This is a genomic window from Streptomyces sp. NPDC041784, from assembly GCF_055591025.1.
Window position 1 is genome coordinate 125,215 of record NZ_JBVJAB010000021.1, and the last position, 15,617, is coordinate 140,831.

Below are 15,617 nucleotides of genomic sequence, written 5' to 3' on the forward strand. Positions count from 1 at the left end.
CGCAGACGCAGACGTAGGTGTAGGCGTGCGGCGGGTGCGCAGCAGTGTCACCGGTCGTCAATAACGCGGTAACAACGGGATCGAGCGCGCGATACCGGCCGTTGTCCGGGGTAAGCCGTCCGGTAGCGGGGCCGAAGGTCCCGTACGGCGCCCGTAGGGCGCCCCTGCCGGGGGTCGCCGTACCATTCCTGAAGTTGAAAGCAGGACCGCCTGATGTCGATCACAGGGCCCTGCGCCATGAACGGACTAACCTTGCAAGATCGCCCCTCCGACGCCGCCGCCTCCTGGCGGATCGCGCTGCCGCACTCCGCCGCGGCCGTGCCGGTGGCCCGCGCACTGGTCCGTACGGCGCTGGCGGAAGTGAAGCACGGGGCCGACAGCGACACCGCCGAGCTGCTGACGGCCGAGCTGGTGGCGAACGCCGTGGAGCACACCGCCGCCGGGGACGCCCCGATAGAGCTGGTGGTGGAGCTGCGGCCGACCGGCTGCCAGATCGAGGTGCACGACCAGGACCCGCTGCCGCCGGGCGACCTCACCCGCCCGGCCGGCGGGGAACCCGACCCCTGGCAGGAACACGGGCGCGGCCTGCTGCTGATCCGCTCCCTCAGCTCGTCCTGCGGCCACCGCCCCACCGAGAAGGGCAAGGCGGTGTGGTTCCGGCTGGCGGCGGTTCCACCCCAGTGGCGGCCGCACCCGGCGTGACCTCGCGGCCGGCCTGACCTGGGATTCCGAACCCGCTCACCCCATCGTCGCGACCAGCACCGCCTTGATCGTGTGCAGCCGGTTCTCGGCCTCGTCGAAGACGACGGAGTGGGCGGATTCGAAGACCTCGTCGGTCACTTCCAGGGAGTCCAGGCCGTGGGCCTCGTGGATCTCCTGGCCGACCTTGGTGCCGAGGTCGTGGAAGGCCGGCAGGCAGTGCAGGAACTTGACGTCCGGGTTGCCGGTGGCGCGCAGGACGTCCATGGTCACGGCGTACGGGCCGAGGGCGGCGATCCGCTCGTCCCAGACCGACTTGGGCTCGCCCATGGAGACCCACACGTCCGTGGCGACGAAGTCGGCGCCTAGCACGCCCTCCGCCATCGACTCGGTGAGCGTGACGCGGGCCCCGCTGGTCTCGGCCAGCTCGCGGGCGCGGTCGACGATCTCCTGGGCGGGCCAGTAGCTCTTGGGGGCGACGATCCGGACGTCCATGCCGAGCAGGGCACCGGTGACCAGGTAGGAGTTGCCCATGTTGAAGCGGGCGTCGCCGAGGTAGGCGAAGGCGATGTCCGTCAGCGGCTTCTCGCAGTGCTCGATCATGGTCAGCACGTCGGCGAGCATCTGGGTGGGGTGCCAGTCGTCGGTGAGGCCGTTGAAGACGGGCACACCGGCGTGGACGGCCAGCTCCTCGACCTTCGCCTGGCTGTCGCCGCGGTACTCGATGCCGTCGTACATCCGGCCCAGCACGCGCGCGGTGTCCTTGACGGACTCCTTGTGGCCGATCTGCGAGCCCGACGGGTCGAGGTACGTGGTCGAGGCGCCCTGGTCGGCGGCGGCGACCTCGAACGCGCAGCGGGTGCGCGTCGAGGTCTTCTCGAAGATCAGCGCGATGTTCCGGCCGCGCAGGTACTGCGTCTCGGTCCCGGCCTTCTTGGCGGCCTTCAGTTCGGCGGCCAGCTCGAGCAGACCACGGAACTCCTCCTCGGTGAAGTCCAGCTCCTTGAGGAAGTGGCGTCCGGCGAGGGCGGTCGGGACTGTCGCCATGGGGGCGCTCCAGAAGTGCGATCGAGAGATGCAGTGACAGGGACCCTTGGAAGTCTATACGACCGTCGGCATTTCTATACAGACGCCTGTACGCCCCCCTCCTGTACGTCCGCCTCGTACGCCTATACGGGCCCCCGTTCGAGCGGGCAGCTCATGCAGCGGGGTCCGCCTCTCCCCCGGCCCAGTTCGCTGCCCGGGATCTCGATCACCTCGATGCCCTGTTTGCGCAGGTGGGTGTTTGTCGTGGCGTTGCGCTCGTAGGCGACGACGACGCCCGGTTCGACGGCGAGGACGTTGCAGCCGTCGTCCCACTGCTCGCGCTCGGCGGCGTGCACGTCCTGGGTGGCGGTGAGCACCCGGATCTCGCTGAGGCCGAGGGCGGCGGCGATCGCGCGGTGCATGTGCTCCGGCGGGTGGTCGGTGACCTTCAGCTCCTTCTCGCCGACGCCGGGCTCGATGGTGTACGAGCGGAGCATGCCGAGGCCGGCGTACTGGGTGAAGGTGTCGCCGTCGACCATCGTCATCACGGTGTCGAGGTGCATGAAAGCGCGCCGCTTCGGCATGTCGAGGGCCACGATGGTCCGCGCCGACCCGGCGGCGAAGAGCTTGTGGGCGAGCATCTCGACGGCCTGCGGGGTGGTGCGCTCGCTCATACCGATGAGGACGGCGCCGTTGCCGATGACGAGGACGTCGCCACCCTCGATGGTGGACGGATAGTCGGCCTGCCCCTCGGACCAGAGATGGAACGGTTCCCCCAGGAAGAGGGGGTGGTGCCGGTAGATCGCCTCGAAGTGAACGGTTTCCCGCTGTCGCGCGGGCCAGCGCATGGCGTTGATGGCGACGCCGTCGTAGATCCAGGCGGAGGTGTCGCGGGTGAAGAGGTGGTTGGGGAGCGGGTCGAGGAGGAAGTCGTCGAGGTCCATGACGTGGAAGCGCACGGAGGTCGGCTCGGGAAACGCCTCCAGGAACTCACGCTTGGTCATGCCACCGACGAGGCTCTCGGCCAGCTCGGGCGAGCGCAGGGTCTCGAAGGCGGCACGGAGGTGGTCGGTGGCGAGCACCCCGTACTCCTTCTCGTCGAAGACGCGGTCCAGGACGAGTGCTCGGGCCGCCGGGATCTCCAGGGCCTCGACGAGCAGGTCGCCGAACAGGTGGACCTCGACGCCACGGTCGCGCAGTACGTCGGCGAAGCCGTCGTGCTCGGCGCGCGCCCGGCGCACCCACAGCACGTCGTCGAAGAGCAGTGCGTCCTTGTTGCTGGGGGTGAGCCTTTTGAGCTCGAGATCCGGCCGGTGCAGGATGACGTGCCGCAGCTGCCCGGCCTCGGAGTCGACTTGGAGTCCCATGTCTCCATCCTGACCATCGGGGCCCGCCTTCACCCGCTTCTGAACCGTTTCGCAACCGCTTGTTTTCGTCCTCTTGACGACAAGTGGCGGGAACGGTTATCGTCGTAATGACGAAAATCAGGAACGAGGGGGACTCTCATGGCCGACATCACCCGGCGCCTCGGCTGGCGCCATCTGCGCGGCGCTCCGACCGCGCATGTGCGCCACCACCGCTCCGGGAAGTTGGTGCACGACGGACCCGGACTCAGCTTCTGGTTCCGCTCGCTGACCGCCGCACTCTCCGAAGTGCCGGTCGACGACCGCGAGTTGGCCATGACCTTCCATGCCCGTACGGCCGACTTCCAGGACCTGTCGGCGCAGGCGACCGTCACCTACCGGATCAGCGACCCCGCCCTGGCCGCCGCCCGCCTGGACTTCTCGATAGATCCGGACACGGGCGTCTGGCGCGGGTCACCGCTGGAGCAGCTCGGCACGCTCCTGACGGAGACGGCCCAGCAGCACGCCCTGGACGTCCTCGCCCGTACGCCGCTGTCGGCGGCGCTCGTCGACGGAGTGACGTCGGTGCGCGAGCGGGTCGCGGCCGGCCTGGCGGCGGAGCCGCGACTGCCGGCCACCGGCATCGAGATCGTGGCCGTACGCGTGATCGCCCTGCGTCCGGAGCCGGAGGTCGAGCGGGCGCTGCGCACCCCGGCCCGCGAGCAGATCCAGCAGGAGGCCGACCGGGCGACGTACGAGCGGCGGGCGGTGGCCGTCGAACGGGAGCGGACCATCGCCGAGAACGAACTGGCCAGCAAGATCGAACTCGCCCGGCGCGAGGAGCAGTTGGTCGATCAGCGCGGTACGAACACCCGGCGCGAGGCGGAGGAGGGCGCGGCCGCCGACAAGGTACGGGCGGAGGCGGAGGCCGGCCGCACGGTGCGGCTGGCGGAGGCCGAGGCGGCCCGTTCGGTGAAGCTCGCCGAGGCGGAGGCGGCACGCGCCGTGAAGCTGTCCGAGGCGGAGGCCACCAAGCAGGTGCGGCTGGCCGACGCCGAGGCGCGGCGCACGGAGCGGCTGACCGAGGCGGAGGCGGCGCGCACGGTCCGCCTCGCGGAGGCGGAGGCGACCCGTTCCGTACGGCTCGCCCACGCGGAGGCCGAGGCGGCACGCGAGGTCGGTGAGGCACGGGCGCAGGCCCAGGCGGCCTGGCTGCGGGTGCACTCCGACGTCGACGTGGCGACCCTGCACGCGCTCACCGGTACCCGCCTCGCGGAGAACCTGCCCCACATCGACAGCGTGACCGTCTCGCCCGACGTGCTGACCGGGCTGCTCGCCAAGCTGGGAGCACAGAGTTGAGTCTCGCCCCGCGGGCCGTGCTGGTCCATCGCACCACGGAGTACGAGGAGTTGGTGGCCCGGCACGGCACGCACGGCCAGGCCGCCTTCTTCCTCTCCTCGCGGGGCCGGGACATCGAGGAGGTCGCGCGACGGCACCGGCGTACCCGGCGGGCGATGGCGGAGGTGACGGCGGCGATTCCCCTGACCTGGCGTCAAACGCGGTTGGAGCGCGCCGACTTGGACCGCTTCCTGTTCGCGCCCGAGGACGTGGTGATCGTGGTCGGCCAGGACGGGCTGGTGGCGAACGTCGCCAAGTACCTCGCCGGGCAGCCGGTGGTGGGCATCGACACCGACCCGGGCCGCAACCCGGGCGTCCTGGTCCGCCACCGCCCGGAGGACGCCGGCACCCTGCTCGCCTCGGTGCTCGCCACCGGCACGGGCGGGTCCGAGCTGACCATGGTCGAGGCAGTCGCCGACGACACCCAGCGGCTGCTCGCCCTGAACGAGATCTACCTCGGCGCCGCCGGTCACCAGACCGCCCGCTACCGCCTGGGCCTCGAGGACGACGGGGGTGTCGTCGAGGCCCAGGCATCCTCCGGGGTGCTGATCGGCACCGGCACCGGGGCGACCGGCTGGCTCCGCTCGGTGTGGGGCGAGCGGGGCAGCGGCGGTCTGCGGCTGCCCGGCCCGACGGAGGACCGGCTGCTGTGGTTCGTCCGGGAGGCCTGGCCCTCCCCGGCGACGGGCACCTCGCTGGTCGCGGGCGAGCTGGCGGCCGGTGACCGGTTGAGTCTCACCGTCGAGTCGGAACGGCTCATCGCCTTCGGGGACGGGATCGAGAGCGACGCGCTGGAGCTGACGTGGGGCCAGACGGTGCAGGTGGGGGTGTGTGAGGAGCGGTTGCGGCTGGTGGGGTGACGAAAGCGGTGTGTGCCGCCCGCGACGCAGCGTCGCGGGCGGCAGAGGCCGGACAGCCGTTACAGCCTCGGGTCCACCGGCTCCGACTCCAGCGCCAGCACCCCGAACACCGCCTCGTGGACGCGCCACAGCGGCTCGCCCTCGGCCAGGCGGTCCAGGGCCTCCAGGCCGAGCACGTACTCGCGGATCGCGAGGGACCGCTTGTGGTTCAGGAAGCGGCCGCGCAGCCTGGCGAGGTTGTCCGGGCGGGTGTACTCGGGACCGTAGATGATCCGCAGGTACTCGCGGCCCCGGCACTTGATGCCGGGCTGCACCAGGCGGCCCTCCGCGCTGCGCACGCGTGCGCCGAGCGGCTTGACGACCATGCCCTCGCCCCCGCGGCCGGTCATCTCCAGCCACCAGTCGACGCCGGCCCGGACCGACTCGGGGTCGGCGGTGTCGACGTACAGCCGCCGGGTCGTCTGGAGAAGGCCGGTGGGGTCGTGCTCCACCAGCCGGTCCAGCAGGGCCAGTTGCTCGTCGTGCGGCAGGCCCGCGAGGCTGCGGCCCTGGACGGCGAGGATCTGGAACGGGGCCAGGCGTACGCCGTCCAGACCGTCCGTCGGCCAGCAGTAGCGCCGGTAGGCGTCGGTGAACGCGGCCGCGTCGGAGGCCCGTTCACGCTGCCGTGACAGCAGGTCCGTGACGTCGACTCCCCTGGCGGCCGCGCCCTCCAGCGCGGCCAGGGCGCCCGGGAAGACCGCGCCGGACGCGGCACCCACGGCGGCGTACTGCGAGCGCAGCAGCCCGGAGGCCTTCAGCGACCACGGCATCAGTTCGGCGTCCAGCAGCAGCCAGTCCGTGTCGAGCTCGTCCCAGAGTCCGGCCTCACCGACCGCCGCGCGCAGCCGCCCGAGGATCTCCTCGGTCACCGCCGTGTCGTCGAAGAACGGGCGGCCGGTACGGGTGTAGAGCGAGCCCGTCGGACCTCCCCCGACGCCGAAGCGCTTGCCGGCCGCTTCCGCGTCCCGGCACACCAGGGCCACCGCCCGCGAGCCCATGTGCTTCTCCTCGCACACGACCCGCGCGACACCGTCCTCGGCGTACTGCGCGAACGCCTCCGTCGGGTGCTCCAGGTAGCCCTCGATCCGGCTGGTCGCCGTCGGGGCCATGGTCGGCGGGAGGTACGGCAGCAGCCGCGGGTCGACCGCGAAGCGGCTCATGACCTCCAGGGCCGCGGCCGCGTTCTCCTCACGGATGGAGATCCGGCCCTGGCCGTCGTAACGGGTTTCGACGATTCTGCGGCCGTGCACGTCCGCCAGGTCCAGCGGCCGCCCGTCCTGCCCGCCGGGCGCCTCGGAACGCAGCGGCTTCGCCGGCTCGTACCAGACACGCTCCGCCGGTACGTCGACCAGTTCGCGTTCCGGCCAGCGCAGCGCGGTCAGCCTGCCGCCGAAGACGGCACCGGTGTCCAGGCAGATGGTGTTGTTCAGCCAGGTGGCCTCCGGGACGGGCGTGTGACCGTAGACGACGGCCGCCCGGCCGCGGTAGTCCTCCGCCCACGGGTAGCGCACCGGCAGGCCGAACTCGTCGGTCTCACCGGTGGTCTCGCCGTACAGCGCGTGCGAGCGGACGCGGCCGGACGTGCGGCCGTGGTACTTCTCGGGCAGGCCCGCGTGGCAGACGACCAGCCGGCCGCCGTCGAGGACGTAGTGGCTGACCAGTCCGTCGATGAACTCCCGTACCTCGGCGCGGAACTCCTCGGTCTCGCCGGCCATCTGCTCGATGGTCTCGGCCAGCCCGTGGGTGTGCTGGACCTTGCGACCCTTCAGGTGACGGCCGTACTTGTTCTCGTGGTTGCCGGGTACGCACAGCGCGTTGCCCGACCTGACCATCGTCATCACGCGGCGCAGTACGCCGGGGCTGTCCGGGCCGCGGTCGACGAGGTCACCGACGAAGACGGCCTGCCGGCCGTCCGGGTGGACGCCGTCGGTATAGCCCAACTTGCCGAGCAGCGACTCCAGTTCGGAGGCGCAGCCGTGGATGTCGCCGATGATGTCGAAGGGGCCGGTGAGGTGGGTCAGGTCGTTGAAGCGCTTCTCGGTGACGACGGTGGCGTCGTCGATGTCCTCCACGCTCCGCAGGACGTGCACCTTGCGGAAGCCCTCGCGCTCCAAGTGGCGCAGGGAGCGGCGGAGTTCGCGGATGTGGCGCTGGATGACCCGGCGGGGCATGTCGGCGCGGTCGGTGCGGGCCGCGTTGCGCTCGGCGCACACCTGCTCCGGCACGTCGAGGACGATGGCGATGGGCAGCACGTCGTACTGCTTCGCCAGGTCGACGAGCTTGCGGCGGGCGTCCTGCTGGACGCTGGTGGCGTCGACGACGGTGCGCCGGCCGGCCGCGAGCCGCTTGCCCGCGATGTAGTGCAGGACGTCGAAGGCGTCCCTGGTGGCGCTCTGGTCGTTCTCGTCGTCGGAGACCAGGCCGCGACAGAAGTCGGAGGAGATGACCTCGGTGGGCTTGAAGTGCCGGCGCGCGAAGGTGGACTTGCCGGACCCGGACGCGCCGATCAGCACGACGAGGGAGAGGTCGGTGACGGGAAGGACGCGTCCCTGTCGCTGGTTTTCCTGAGTCTCGGTCATGCCGCCTTCGCCTCCTTCTCGTTCGTGGTCTTCATCGTGAAAACGGCCATCTGGGTGGGCGGTCCGACCTCCGGGTCGTCGAGGCCGACGGGGACGAACTCGACCGTGTAGCCGTGCCGTTCGGCCACCGTGCCGGCCCAGGAGCGGAACTCGGCGCGCGTCCACTCGAAACGGTGGTCGCCGTGCCGGGCATGTCCGGCCGGGAGACTCTCCCAGCGGACGTTGTACTCGACATTCGGGGTGGTCACCAGGACCGTGCGCGGGCGGGCCGAGCCGAACACCGCGTACTCCAGGGCGGGCAGCCGGGGCAGGTCGAGGTGTTCGATCACCTCGCTCAGCACGGCGGCGTCGTACCCCTTGAGCCGGGTGTCGGTGTAGGCGAGCGAGCCCTGGAGGAAGCGGACGCGCGAGGCCTGCCGCTCCCCCATCCGGTCCAGCTTGAGCCGGCGGGAGGCGATGGTGAGCGCGCGCATCGACACGTCGACGCCGACGATCTCGGTGAACCGGACGTCCTTGAGCAGCGCCTGCACCAGCTGGCCCTGCCCGCAGCCGAGGTCGAGCACCCGGGCGGCGCCGGAGTCCCGCAGCGCGGCCAGGATCGCCTCCCGGCGCTGCACGGCGAGCGGGGTCGGCTTCTCCTCGCTCTCCGCGTCCGCCTCCGCCGCGACGGCGTTGTCGATGTCCTCGACCTCGCTGTCGTCGGTCTCGGCGAGCCGTACCAGCTCCAGCCGCTCCATCGCCTGCCGGGTCAGCGACCAGCGGCGGGACAGGTACCGGCTTGTGATCAGTTTCTGCTCGGGGTGGTCGGGCAGCCAGCCCTCACCGACCCGCAGCAGCTTGTCGACCTCGTCGGAGGCGACCCAGTAGTGCTTGGCGTCGTCGAGGACGGGCAGCAGCACGTACAGGTGGCGCAGCGCCTCGGCGACGGTCAGTCCCTCGGACTCCAGGACGAGGCGCACGTACCGCGAGTCGCCCCACTCCGGGAACTCGGTGTCGAGGGCCACCGGGTCGACGGTCACCGTCCAGCCGAGCGGCTCGAAGAGCCGGTGGACGAGCGCCGGGCCGCCCCGGGCGGGCAGCGCCGGTACCTCGATACGCAACGGCCGTGCCTGCGCGGGGAGTTCGGGCTTCGCCGCGCACACGCCCCGCATCGCGCTGGAGAAGACGGCGCTCAGCGCCACGGCGAGCAGGGAGGAGGCCGCGTACGGGCGGTCGTTGACGTACTGGGCGAGCGCCGCGTCGGGGGCACCGCCGCGGCCCTTGCCCTTGCCGCGCCGGACCAGCGCCACGGCATCCACCTCCAGCAGCAGCGCCGCCGTGCAGCGCTGATCGTCCGCCTCGGGGTAGAGGACGTGCGCCCTGCCGTAGGAGGTGGAGAACGCCTGCGCGTTGTCGGGATGCTTGTGCAGCAGGAAGCCCAGGTCGGTGGCGGGGCGTTCTGGAGTGCCGGTGGTGGTGATCGTCAGGAACACGGTGGTTGCCTCGAATGGGGTTTTGGAAGGTGCGAAAGCGCTGGTCGTGCGCTTGCCGCCTGCTTCCAACGTACAGAGAACGGCCCGGTGGCACCCGGGAATTTTGCCGTACCGCCTACTCCCCCCGTTTCCACGCGCTGACCCCCAGTTTCCCGGTGGTCCCGAGGTCCAGGTGGGGTGTCACCGTCACGGGAGCCGCGCCGGGCTTCGCCTGGATCCGGGCGTAGGGAACGGTCACCGGGTCGCTGCCGAGGCCGGTGGTGTTGCGCCACATCAGGCCGGCGGTCGCGTACGCGCCGGGCGTCAGGGTGAGGGTCCGGGGCGGGTCGTCGAAACCGGTCACGGTGGCGATCCCGCCGCTGCCGCGGAGAATGTCGACGCCCTCGACCGGCTCGTGGTTCTTGTCCAGCAGGCTGACCCGGGGGTAGCCGTCGAGTGCGTAGTCCGTGTTTCCGCAGTTCTCCAGGCGCAGGCCCACGACACGCAGGCCCATGGCCGCATCGCCGTCGTCGGCCGTGACGCGGATCCCGGAGTCCGGGCACGTGCCCGGCTCGGGCGGTGCCTCGTCCGCCGGGACCTTGGTGACCTCGGAGACCTTCGCCGTCGTCACCGGGGACGCCCCGGGCGGGAGGCTCCCGAGGACGACGGTGCCTCGTACGGTCCGGCCGGGCCCGACCGCGCGCACGGTCTCGCGCTGGTTGCCCATGACCTCGCCGGCACTCGTCGTGAAGCTGAAGACAACGGTGTAGGTCAGGGTTTCCGTGCCCTCGTTGGTGACCTCGTAGGCGGCGGAGACCCCTGAGTCGGTGGAGTTCCCGAGGCCGGTGGGGAGGCGGTCGGCCTGGACCGGCCCGCCGGACGGGCTGGGGGTCGGGGAGGTGGTGGGGAGCGTCAGGGCGGTGATCCGGACCCCGTCCACCGGCGGGTCGGTGACCTGGGTCCGGGGCGCCGGGGTGGCCGCGCCGACGCCGGTCCGGGTGTCGGGGTGTTCCGTTCCACAGGCCGTGGCGAGCAGCAGGACGGCGGCCAGGGCCGGGAGGAGGCGGACGGGTCTGCGCATCCGGTCACCTCATCAGGGCGGTACGGTCCCGGCCGTGACGGAAGCCACACCTCCGGTCACAGCCGCGTCACAGCTCGCCGGTACCGCTTACCGCGGCGCTGTTTCGGATGCCACTCGACGCAGCACCTCAGCCTCTGCCTCTGCCTCTGCCTCTGCCTCTGCCTCTGCCGTCGCAGTTCGCCCCGGAATCGCCTACTGGGGCAGCGTGGTGAGCACGCCCGACGCCCGGTCGAGCAGGTACTGGAGGGGCTCGGTGGTCCAGGGGCCACGGTGGGCGATCAGTTCGGCGGCGTGGCGGCCGAGATCCGCGCCGCTCAGCCAGGCCGGGCTGTCGACGCCCATGGCGGCGCGGGGGCGGGTGCGGATGCGGCCGATGACGAGCTCGTAGATCCGCGGGCCCGCACCGTCGAGTTCGGCGGTCAGGGTACGCAGCAGGGACTTCTTGGCCGCGTTGGTCGCGCCGACGAGGGCGGCGCCCGGAAAGGCCATCTCGGCGCTGAGGCCGGTGAGGTGGACGAGGGCGCCGTCGGAGGGGAGCAGCGGGGTGACGACCCGCAGAGCGCGGAAGTGGCTGGTGAGGTTGTCGGCGATCATGGTGTCCCAGACCTCGTCCGACACGTCCAGCAGGGCCGTCGGGTCCGGCGGTCCCCAGTTGCCGATGGAGAGCACGGCGCCGTCGAACTTCCCGTACCGATCGGCGAGTTGCGTGCGGACGGCGGTGCTGTCGGGGTCGGAGAGGTCCACGGCGTGCGGATGCAGGACGCCCGGGCCGGTGCCGGCCGTGTAGTCGGCGAGCCGGTTCAGCCGGGCCTCGCTGCGGCCGGCCGCGACCACGGTGGCGCCGAGTTCCAGCAGTGCGCGGGTGATCCCCTCCCCTATACCGCCGCTCGCGCCGACGACGAGGACGGTGCGGCCCAGGAGGTAAGGCTCGTCGAGTGGTTCCTCAACTGGTAATGAACTACTGGTCATTTCGAGGAGGGTAGCCACCGGCGACCCTGTTGAACAGATGTACATTAGGCCGTGTGAGCAAGGAAGCCGCGTGAGCAAGGAACCTGCCGGGCCCCCGGCGCCCGCCAGGAAACGCGTCCGCGCCCCCGAGGCGCACCGGGAGGCGATCCTGGAGGCGGCGCGGGCCGCGTTCGCCGAGCGGGGCTACGCCCGGGCCACCATCCGGGAGATCGCGGGGCGGGCGGGTGTCACCCACGGTCTGGTCATGCGGCACTTCGGGTCCAAGGAGCAGTTGTTCCTCGCTGCCGTGCCCGGGCCCCGTGACCTGCCCGAACTGGTGCCCGGGCCGCCCGAGACCCTGCCGGACCGGATCGCGCGGGCCTTCGTCGAGCGCATGGAGAGCGCCGACGGCAGCGACCCGTTCCTCGCCTTGATCCGCAGCGCCGCCTCCGACGAGCGGGCCGCCACCGGGCTGTACGCGGCGATGCGGCGCAGCAGCGTGGAGGCCTACCGGACGGTACTGACCGGCCCCGACGCGGACGAGCGCATCGACCTGCTCGCCTCGCAGCTCATCGGGGTCACCTTCAGCCGGTACGTGCTGCGGAGCGGGCCGGTGGCCGAGATGGCACCGGAGCGGCTCGTGGCGTATCTGACACGGACGTTGCGGTGTGTGCTGCTGCCGCTGCCGTCGCCGCTGCTGCCGCTGCCGCTGCCGCTGTCGGCCTTCGAGCCGGATGGTGAGCCGACCGAGCCGGAGCACGCCTGACAGAGGGGTCAGGATCCGCCGTGCGTACGGGCGCCGTCGAGCGCCGTCCGGTACGACGTGGCCGCCAGCTCCTTGAACTGGGCGAGGCGGGGCACGTGGGCCGACTTGGTCAACTCCGCGTGCAGGAAGGTCAGGTCGGAGGCGAGGCCGACCATGCCGAGGGCCGCCTTCAGGTACGGCTCCTGGTGGTCGCAGTCCTGGCGGGGCGTGCCGGGGCCGTAGGCGCCACCGCGGGCGGAGGCCACCACGACCTTCTTGCCGGACAGCGGGCCCTCGCCGGTGGCCGGGTCCGCGATCAGGGGTGCGATCAGGACGCGGTCGAACCACGCCTTGAACGTGGACGGCACCGAGAAGTTGTACATCGGCACGCCCAGCAGGATCGTGTCGGCCGCGAGGAGCTCCTCGATCAGCGGCCAGGTCACGGCCCAACTCGCCTTCTCCTCCGCCGACTTGCCCGCGTCACGGGCCACGGCGAGGTCACGCACGCCCTCGGTCTCCAGGCGGTGCATCACCTCGATCTGCGCGTGGTCGACGTGCGGCACCGGGTCGGCGGCCAGGTCGCGGTAGACGTACGTGCCGTCGGGGTGGGCCTTGCGCCAGGTCTCCGCGAACTCGCCGGAGATCTGGCGGGAGACCGAGCCCTGTCGGGGGCTGGAGTCGAGGTGAAGGAGGGTGGGCATGGTGAGGTTCCTTGTCCTGAGAGACGTGCGGGGCGGGCGAGCCGCGCCGATCTCCATTGAAGGCGCCGCCGGAAGCGTTGTCCCGTAATCTGGCGTGATACTTCATGACCGGATGCGTTAGCAGGAGTGACGGTGCTGGACGTACGGAAGCTGGTGCTGCTGCGTGAGGTGGGGGCGCGGGGGTCGATCGCGGCGGCCGCGCAGGCGCTCAACTACACGCGTTCGGCGGTCTCCCAGCAGCTGTCCGCGCTGGAGGCCGAGACGGGCGTGGCACTGCTCGACCGGGGCAGCAAGCGAGCCGAACTCACTGCCGCGGGGCGGCTGTTGGTGGCGCACACCGAGCGGGTTCTCGCGGAACTCGAAGCGGCGGAGGCGCAGTTGCTCGGGCGGGACGGCCGGGTGGTCGGCGAGCTGCGGGTCGGAGTGCCGTTGCACGAGGGCCCGGCGCTGCTGGTGCCGGCGCTGACCCGGCTGCGCGAACGTCATCCGGAGCTGCGCATCACCCTGCACGGCGTGGCTCCCGACGAGGGCCGGGAGACGGTGCGGCTGGGTCGGCTGGACGCGGTGCTGGCCGCGGGCTACCCGCAGGTGCCCGAGGCGCGGGTGCCGGGACTGCACGAGGAGGAGGTGATCAGCGACCGTATCCGCCTCGCTGTCCCGCCCGGGCATCCCCTGGCCCGGGGTGGGGGGCCACGGGATCTCGCCGAGTTCGCGGAGGAGCCGTGGCTGCTGGACCGTACCTCCCGACTCGGGCGGCTGGCCCTGCACCTGTGCGCCGACGCCGGTTTCGTCCCGGACGTCGTCTCCGACATCGGGGACATGCAGGCCGTGTTCGGGCTGGTCTCCCTGGGCTGGGGCGTCGCGCTCGCCCCCGACCTGGTGCCCGACCGCCCCGGCCACGCCGTCGCCCGCGTCCCCCTGAAGGGCATCGACCCGGTCCGCCACATCACCCTCGTCGTGCGGGAGGGCGCCGTGAACAGCCCGCCGGTGGCGGCCCTGCTGCCGGCGGTGCGGGAGGCGGCCGAGGAACTGCGGCAGCCGGGCGCGGAGGGCGCAGGGAGCTAGTGGAGCGTGGTGGGGGCGAGGGCAGGGGCGGGCCGCCCATCGGGGCAGATGCCCCCCTGCCCATCGGGGCAGATGGCCCACCCGTCGGAGCGGACGGCCTGTCCGTCGGGGTGGACGGCCCGCCCCGCATCGTCACGACAGCTGCGTCTGCACCTCGTTGGAGATCAGTTCCAGGTGGTCCAGGTCGTTCAGGTCGAGCATCTGGAGGTAGAGGCGGGTGGAGCCGATCTCGGCGTAGCGGCCGATCTTCTCGACGACCTCGGCCGGGGTGCCGGCCAGGCCGTTGGTCTTGAGTTCGTCGACCTCGCGGCCGATCGCGGCGGCGCGGCGGGCGACCTCCTGGTCGTCCTTGCCGACGCAGACGACGAGGGCGTTGGAGTAGGTGAGGGCGTCGGCCGCGCGGCCGGCCTCCACCGCGGCGGCCCGCACCCGGCCGAACTGCGCGGCGCTGTCCTCGACGGAGGAGAACGGCATGTTGAACTCGTCGGCGTACCGAGCGGCCAGCTTGGGTGTACGGCTCGCGCCATGGCCGCCGATCAGCACCGGGATCTTCTCCTGCGCGGGCTTGGGCAGCGCGGGCGAGTCCTTGAGCGAGTAGTACGTGCCGTCGAAGTCGAAGGTCTTGCCCACCTCCGTGTCCCACAGGCCGGTGACGATCGCCAGCTGCTCCTCGAGGCGGCCGAACTTCTCCTTCGGGAACGGAATGCCGTACGCCGCGTGCTCCTCCTCGAACCAGCCCGCGCCCAGGCCCAGTTCGATGCGTCCGCCGGACATCTGGTCCACCTGCGCGACCTGGATGGCGAGGACACCGGGCAGCCGGAAGGTGCCGGCGGTCATCAGCGTGCCGAGGCGGATGCGGCTGGTCTCGCGGGCGAGGCCGGCAAGGGTGATCCAGGCGTCGGTGGGGCCGGGAAGACCGTCGACGTCGCCCATCTTGAGGTAATGGTCGGAGCGGAAGAAGGCGTCGAAGCCCAGGTCTTCGGTGGCCTTCGCCACGGTGAGGAGGGTCTCGTAGTCGGCGCCCTGCTGGGGCTCGGTGAAGATACGAAGGTCCATGTCTCCATCCTGCACGCCGGAGTCCCCGTCAACCTCACCGGTCCCCTGGGCCACGGGCGACCCGGTCGGGTGAAAAAGGTCCGTGCCGGGCGCGGGCAGTTGCCCGCGCCAGTGACCCGCCCCCGGGGTGATCGTTGGCTGGGCGGAGCCGGACCGCCCGGCGCCCGAGCCCGGCTGGTCAGCGCCGGGGCGTCACCCGCACAGGCCTCTCCCGGAGGCCCAGGCCGAGGAGGCCGTCATGTCCGAAGAGACCGTTCCACTACAGGGCGGGGCCGCCGCGGCGGGGCAGCCGAAGGGGCTGCTCCAGCAGATGGAGGAGCTGATGGCGTCCCTGAACGCGGACCTCTCCGCGCTGGACGCGGAGTTCCAGTCCGCGGGCGGCCCGCAGCGGCCGCGGGCCGCCGAGGGTGACGTGGGCTGAGTCCCACCTCGCTCGATACCGCCCCGCTCGATACCGCCCTGCTCGATACCGACCCCCGGGACCCGACGGCCCACAGCTCACAGCTCACAGCTCACAGCTCACAGGCAACCGTTCCTCAAGACTGAGCGGGAGTGAGTCCTGTTGCCAGGTCTCGTGCTCAGCCGAACGCCCCGAACGGTGTTGGGGGTTCTGGTTGCCCGCG

General features: G+C 71.7%; 14 protein-coding genes. 6 read left to right on the top strand and 8 right to left on the bottom strand.

Annotated elements, in window-relative coordinates:
- Window positions 1–237: 237 nt before the first annotated feature.
- Complete coding sequence (locus ACZ6D7_RS34570; RefSeq protein WP_469499712.1) at window positions 238–702, top strand: ATP-binding protein; 465 nt, start codon at window positions 238–240, stop codon at window positions 700–702.
- A 36-nt stretch (window positions 703–738) separates the two neighbouring features.
- On the opposite strand, the gene argF is transcribed toward ACZ6D7_RS34570, so the two are convergent.
- Together argF and ACZ6D7_RS34580 are read right to left on the bottom strand one after the other, a co-directional pair.
- Window positions 739–1,746, bottom strand: a complete 1,008-nt coding sequence (gene argF / locus ACZ6D7_RS34575; protein WP_469499714.1) for an ornithine carbamoyltransferase — start codon at window positions 1,744–1,746, stop codon at window positions 739–741.
- A 122-nt stretch (window positions 1,747–1,868) separates the two neighbouring features.
- The gene (locus tag ACZ6D7_RS34580; RefSeq protein ID WP_469499716.1) at window positions 1,869–3,092 is read right to left on the bottom strand and encodes an arginine deiminase; all 1,224 of its coding nucleotides are present in this window, start codon (window positions 3,090–3,092) and stop codon (window positions 1,869–1,871) included.
- Window positions 3,093–3,230: 138 nt separating this feature from the next.
- Here ACZ6D7_RS34580 and ACZ6D7_RS34585 point away from each other — a divergent pair, with 138 nt between their 5' ends.
- Both ACZ6D7_RS34585 and ACZ6D7_RS34590 read left to right on the top strand, forming a co-directional pair.
- Window positions 3,231–4,427, top strand: a complete 1,197-nt coding sequence (locus tag ACZ6D7_RS34585; protein ID WP_469499717.1) for an SPFH domain-containing protein — start codon at window positions 3,231–3,233, stop codon at window positions 4,425–4,427.
- Window positions 4,424–5,326, top strand: coding sequence for an NAD(+)/NADH kinase (locus ACZ6D7_RS34590; protein ID WP_469499719.1), 903 nt, complete (start codon window positions 4,424–4,426; stop codon window positions 5,324–5,326). The genes ACZ6D7_RS34585 and ACZ6D7_RS34590 overlap by 4 nt, the downstream gene beginning before the upstream one ends.
- Before the next feature lie 59 nt (window positions 5,327–5,385).
- Here ACZ6D7_RS34590 and ACZ6D7_RS34595 read toward each other — a convergent pair whose 3' ends face one another.
- The 4 genes from ACZ6D7_RS34595 to ACZ6D7_RS34610 form a co-directional block, all read right to left on the bottom strand.
- Window positions 5,386–7,947 (bottom strand): polynucleotide kinase-phosphatase, encoded by a 2,562-nt coding sequence (locus tag ACZ6D7_RS34595; protein WP_469499721.1) that lies wholly within the window; start codon window positions 7,945–7,947, stop codon window positions 5,386–5,388.
- On the bottom strand, window positions 7,944–9,419 hold the full coding sequence (locus ACZ6D7_RS34600) for a 3' terminal RNA ribose 2'-O-methyltransferase Hen1 (RefSeq protein WP_469499723.1): 1,476 nt from the start codon (window positions 9,417–9,419) through the stop codon (window positions 7,944–7,946). Before ACZ6D7_RS34600 ends, ACZ6D7_RS34595 begins: the two co-directional genes overlap by 4 nt.
- Before the next feature lie 115 nt (window positions 9,420–9,534).
- A complete protein-coding gene (locus ACZ6D7_RS34605; RefSeq protein WP_469499724.1) occupies window positions 9,535–10,479 on the bottom strand; it encodes a DUF4232 domain-containing protein in 945 nt (314 codons plus the stop codon).
- 192 nt (window positions 10,480–10,671) lie between these two features.
- The gene (locus tag ACZ6D7_RS34610) at window positions 10,672–11,448 is read right to left on the bottom strand and encodes an SDR family NAD(P)-dependent oxidoreductase (protein WP_469499726.1); all 777 of its coding nucleotides are present in this window, start codon (window positions 11,446–11,448) and stop codon (window positions 10,672–10,674) included.
- A gap of 70 nt (window positions 11,449–11,518) precedes the next feature.
- Between ACZ6D7_RS34610 and ACZ6D7_RS34615 the strand changes: the two genes are divergently transcribed.
- Entirely contained in the window at window positions 11,519–12,193 is a 675-nt protein-coding gene (locus tag ACZ6D7_RS34615; protein ID WP_469499728.1) for a TetR/AcrR family transcriptional regulator, read from the top strand.
- 8 nt (window positions 12,194–12,201) lie between these two features.
- On the opposite strand, the gene ACZ6D7_RS34620 is transcribed toward ACZ6D7_RS34615, so the two are convergent.
- Complete coding sequence (locus ACZ6D7_RS34620; RefSeq protein WP_469499730.1) at window positions 12,202–12,873, bottom strand: FMN-dependent NADH-azoreductase; 672 nt, start codon at window positions 12,871–12,873, stop codon at window positions 12,202–12,204.
- 132 nt (window positions 12,874–13,005) lie between these two features.
- Between ACZ6D7_RS34620 and ACZ6D7_RS34625 the strand changes: the two genes are divergently transcribed.
- On the top strand, window positions 13,006–13,938 hold the full coding sequence (locus tag ACZ6D7_RS34625) for a LysR family transcriptional regulator (RefSeq protein WP_469499732.1): 933 nt from the start codon (window positions 13,006–13,008) through the stop codon (window positions 13,936–13,938).
- 132 nt (window positions 13,939–14,070) lie between these two features.
- On the opposite strand, the gene ACZ6D7_RS34630 is transcribed toward ACZ6D7_RS34625, so the two are convergent.
- Window positions 14,071–14,994: an LLM class F420-dependent oxidoreductase gene (locus ACZ6D7_RS34630; protein ID WP_469499733.1), complete on the bottom strand. Its 924-nt coding sequence runs from the start codon at window positions 14,992–14,994 to the stop codon at window positions 14,071–14,073.
- A gap of 238 nt (window positions 14,995–15,232) precedes the next feature.
- Between ACZ6D7_RS34630 and ACZ6D7_RS34635 the strand changes: the two genes are divergently transcribed.
- Window positions 15,233–15,415 carry a hypothetical protein gene (locus tag ACZ6D7_RS34635; protein WP_469499735.1) on the top strand — a complete coding sequence of 61 codons (183 nt, stop codon included), beginning with the start codon at window positions 15,233–15,235 and terminating at the stop codon, window positions 15,413–15,415.
- The last annotated feature ends 202 nt before the right edge of the window (window positions 15,416–15,617 follow it).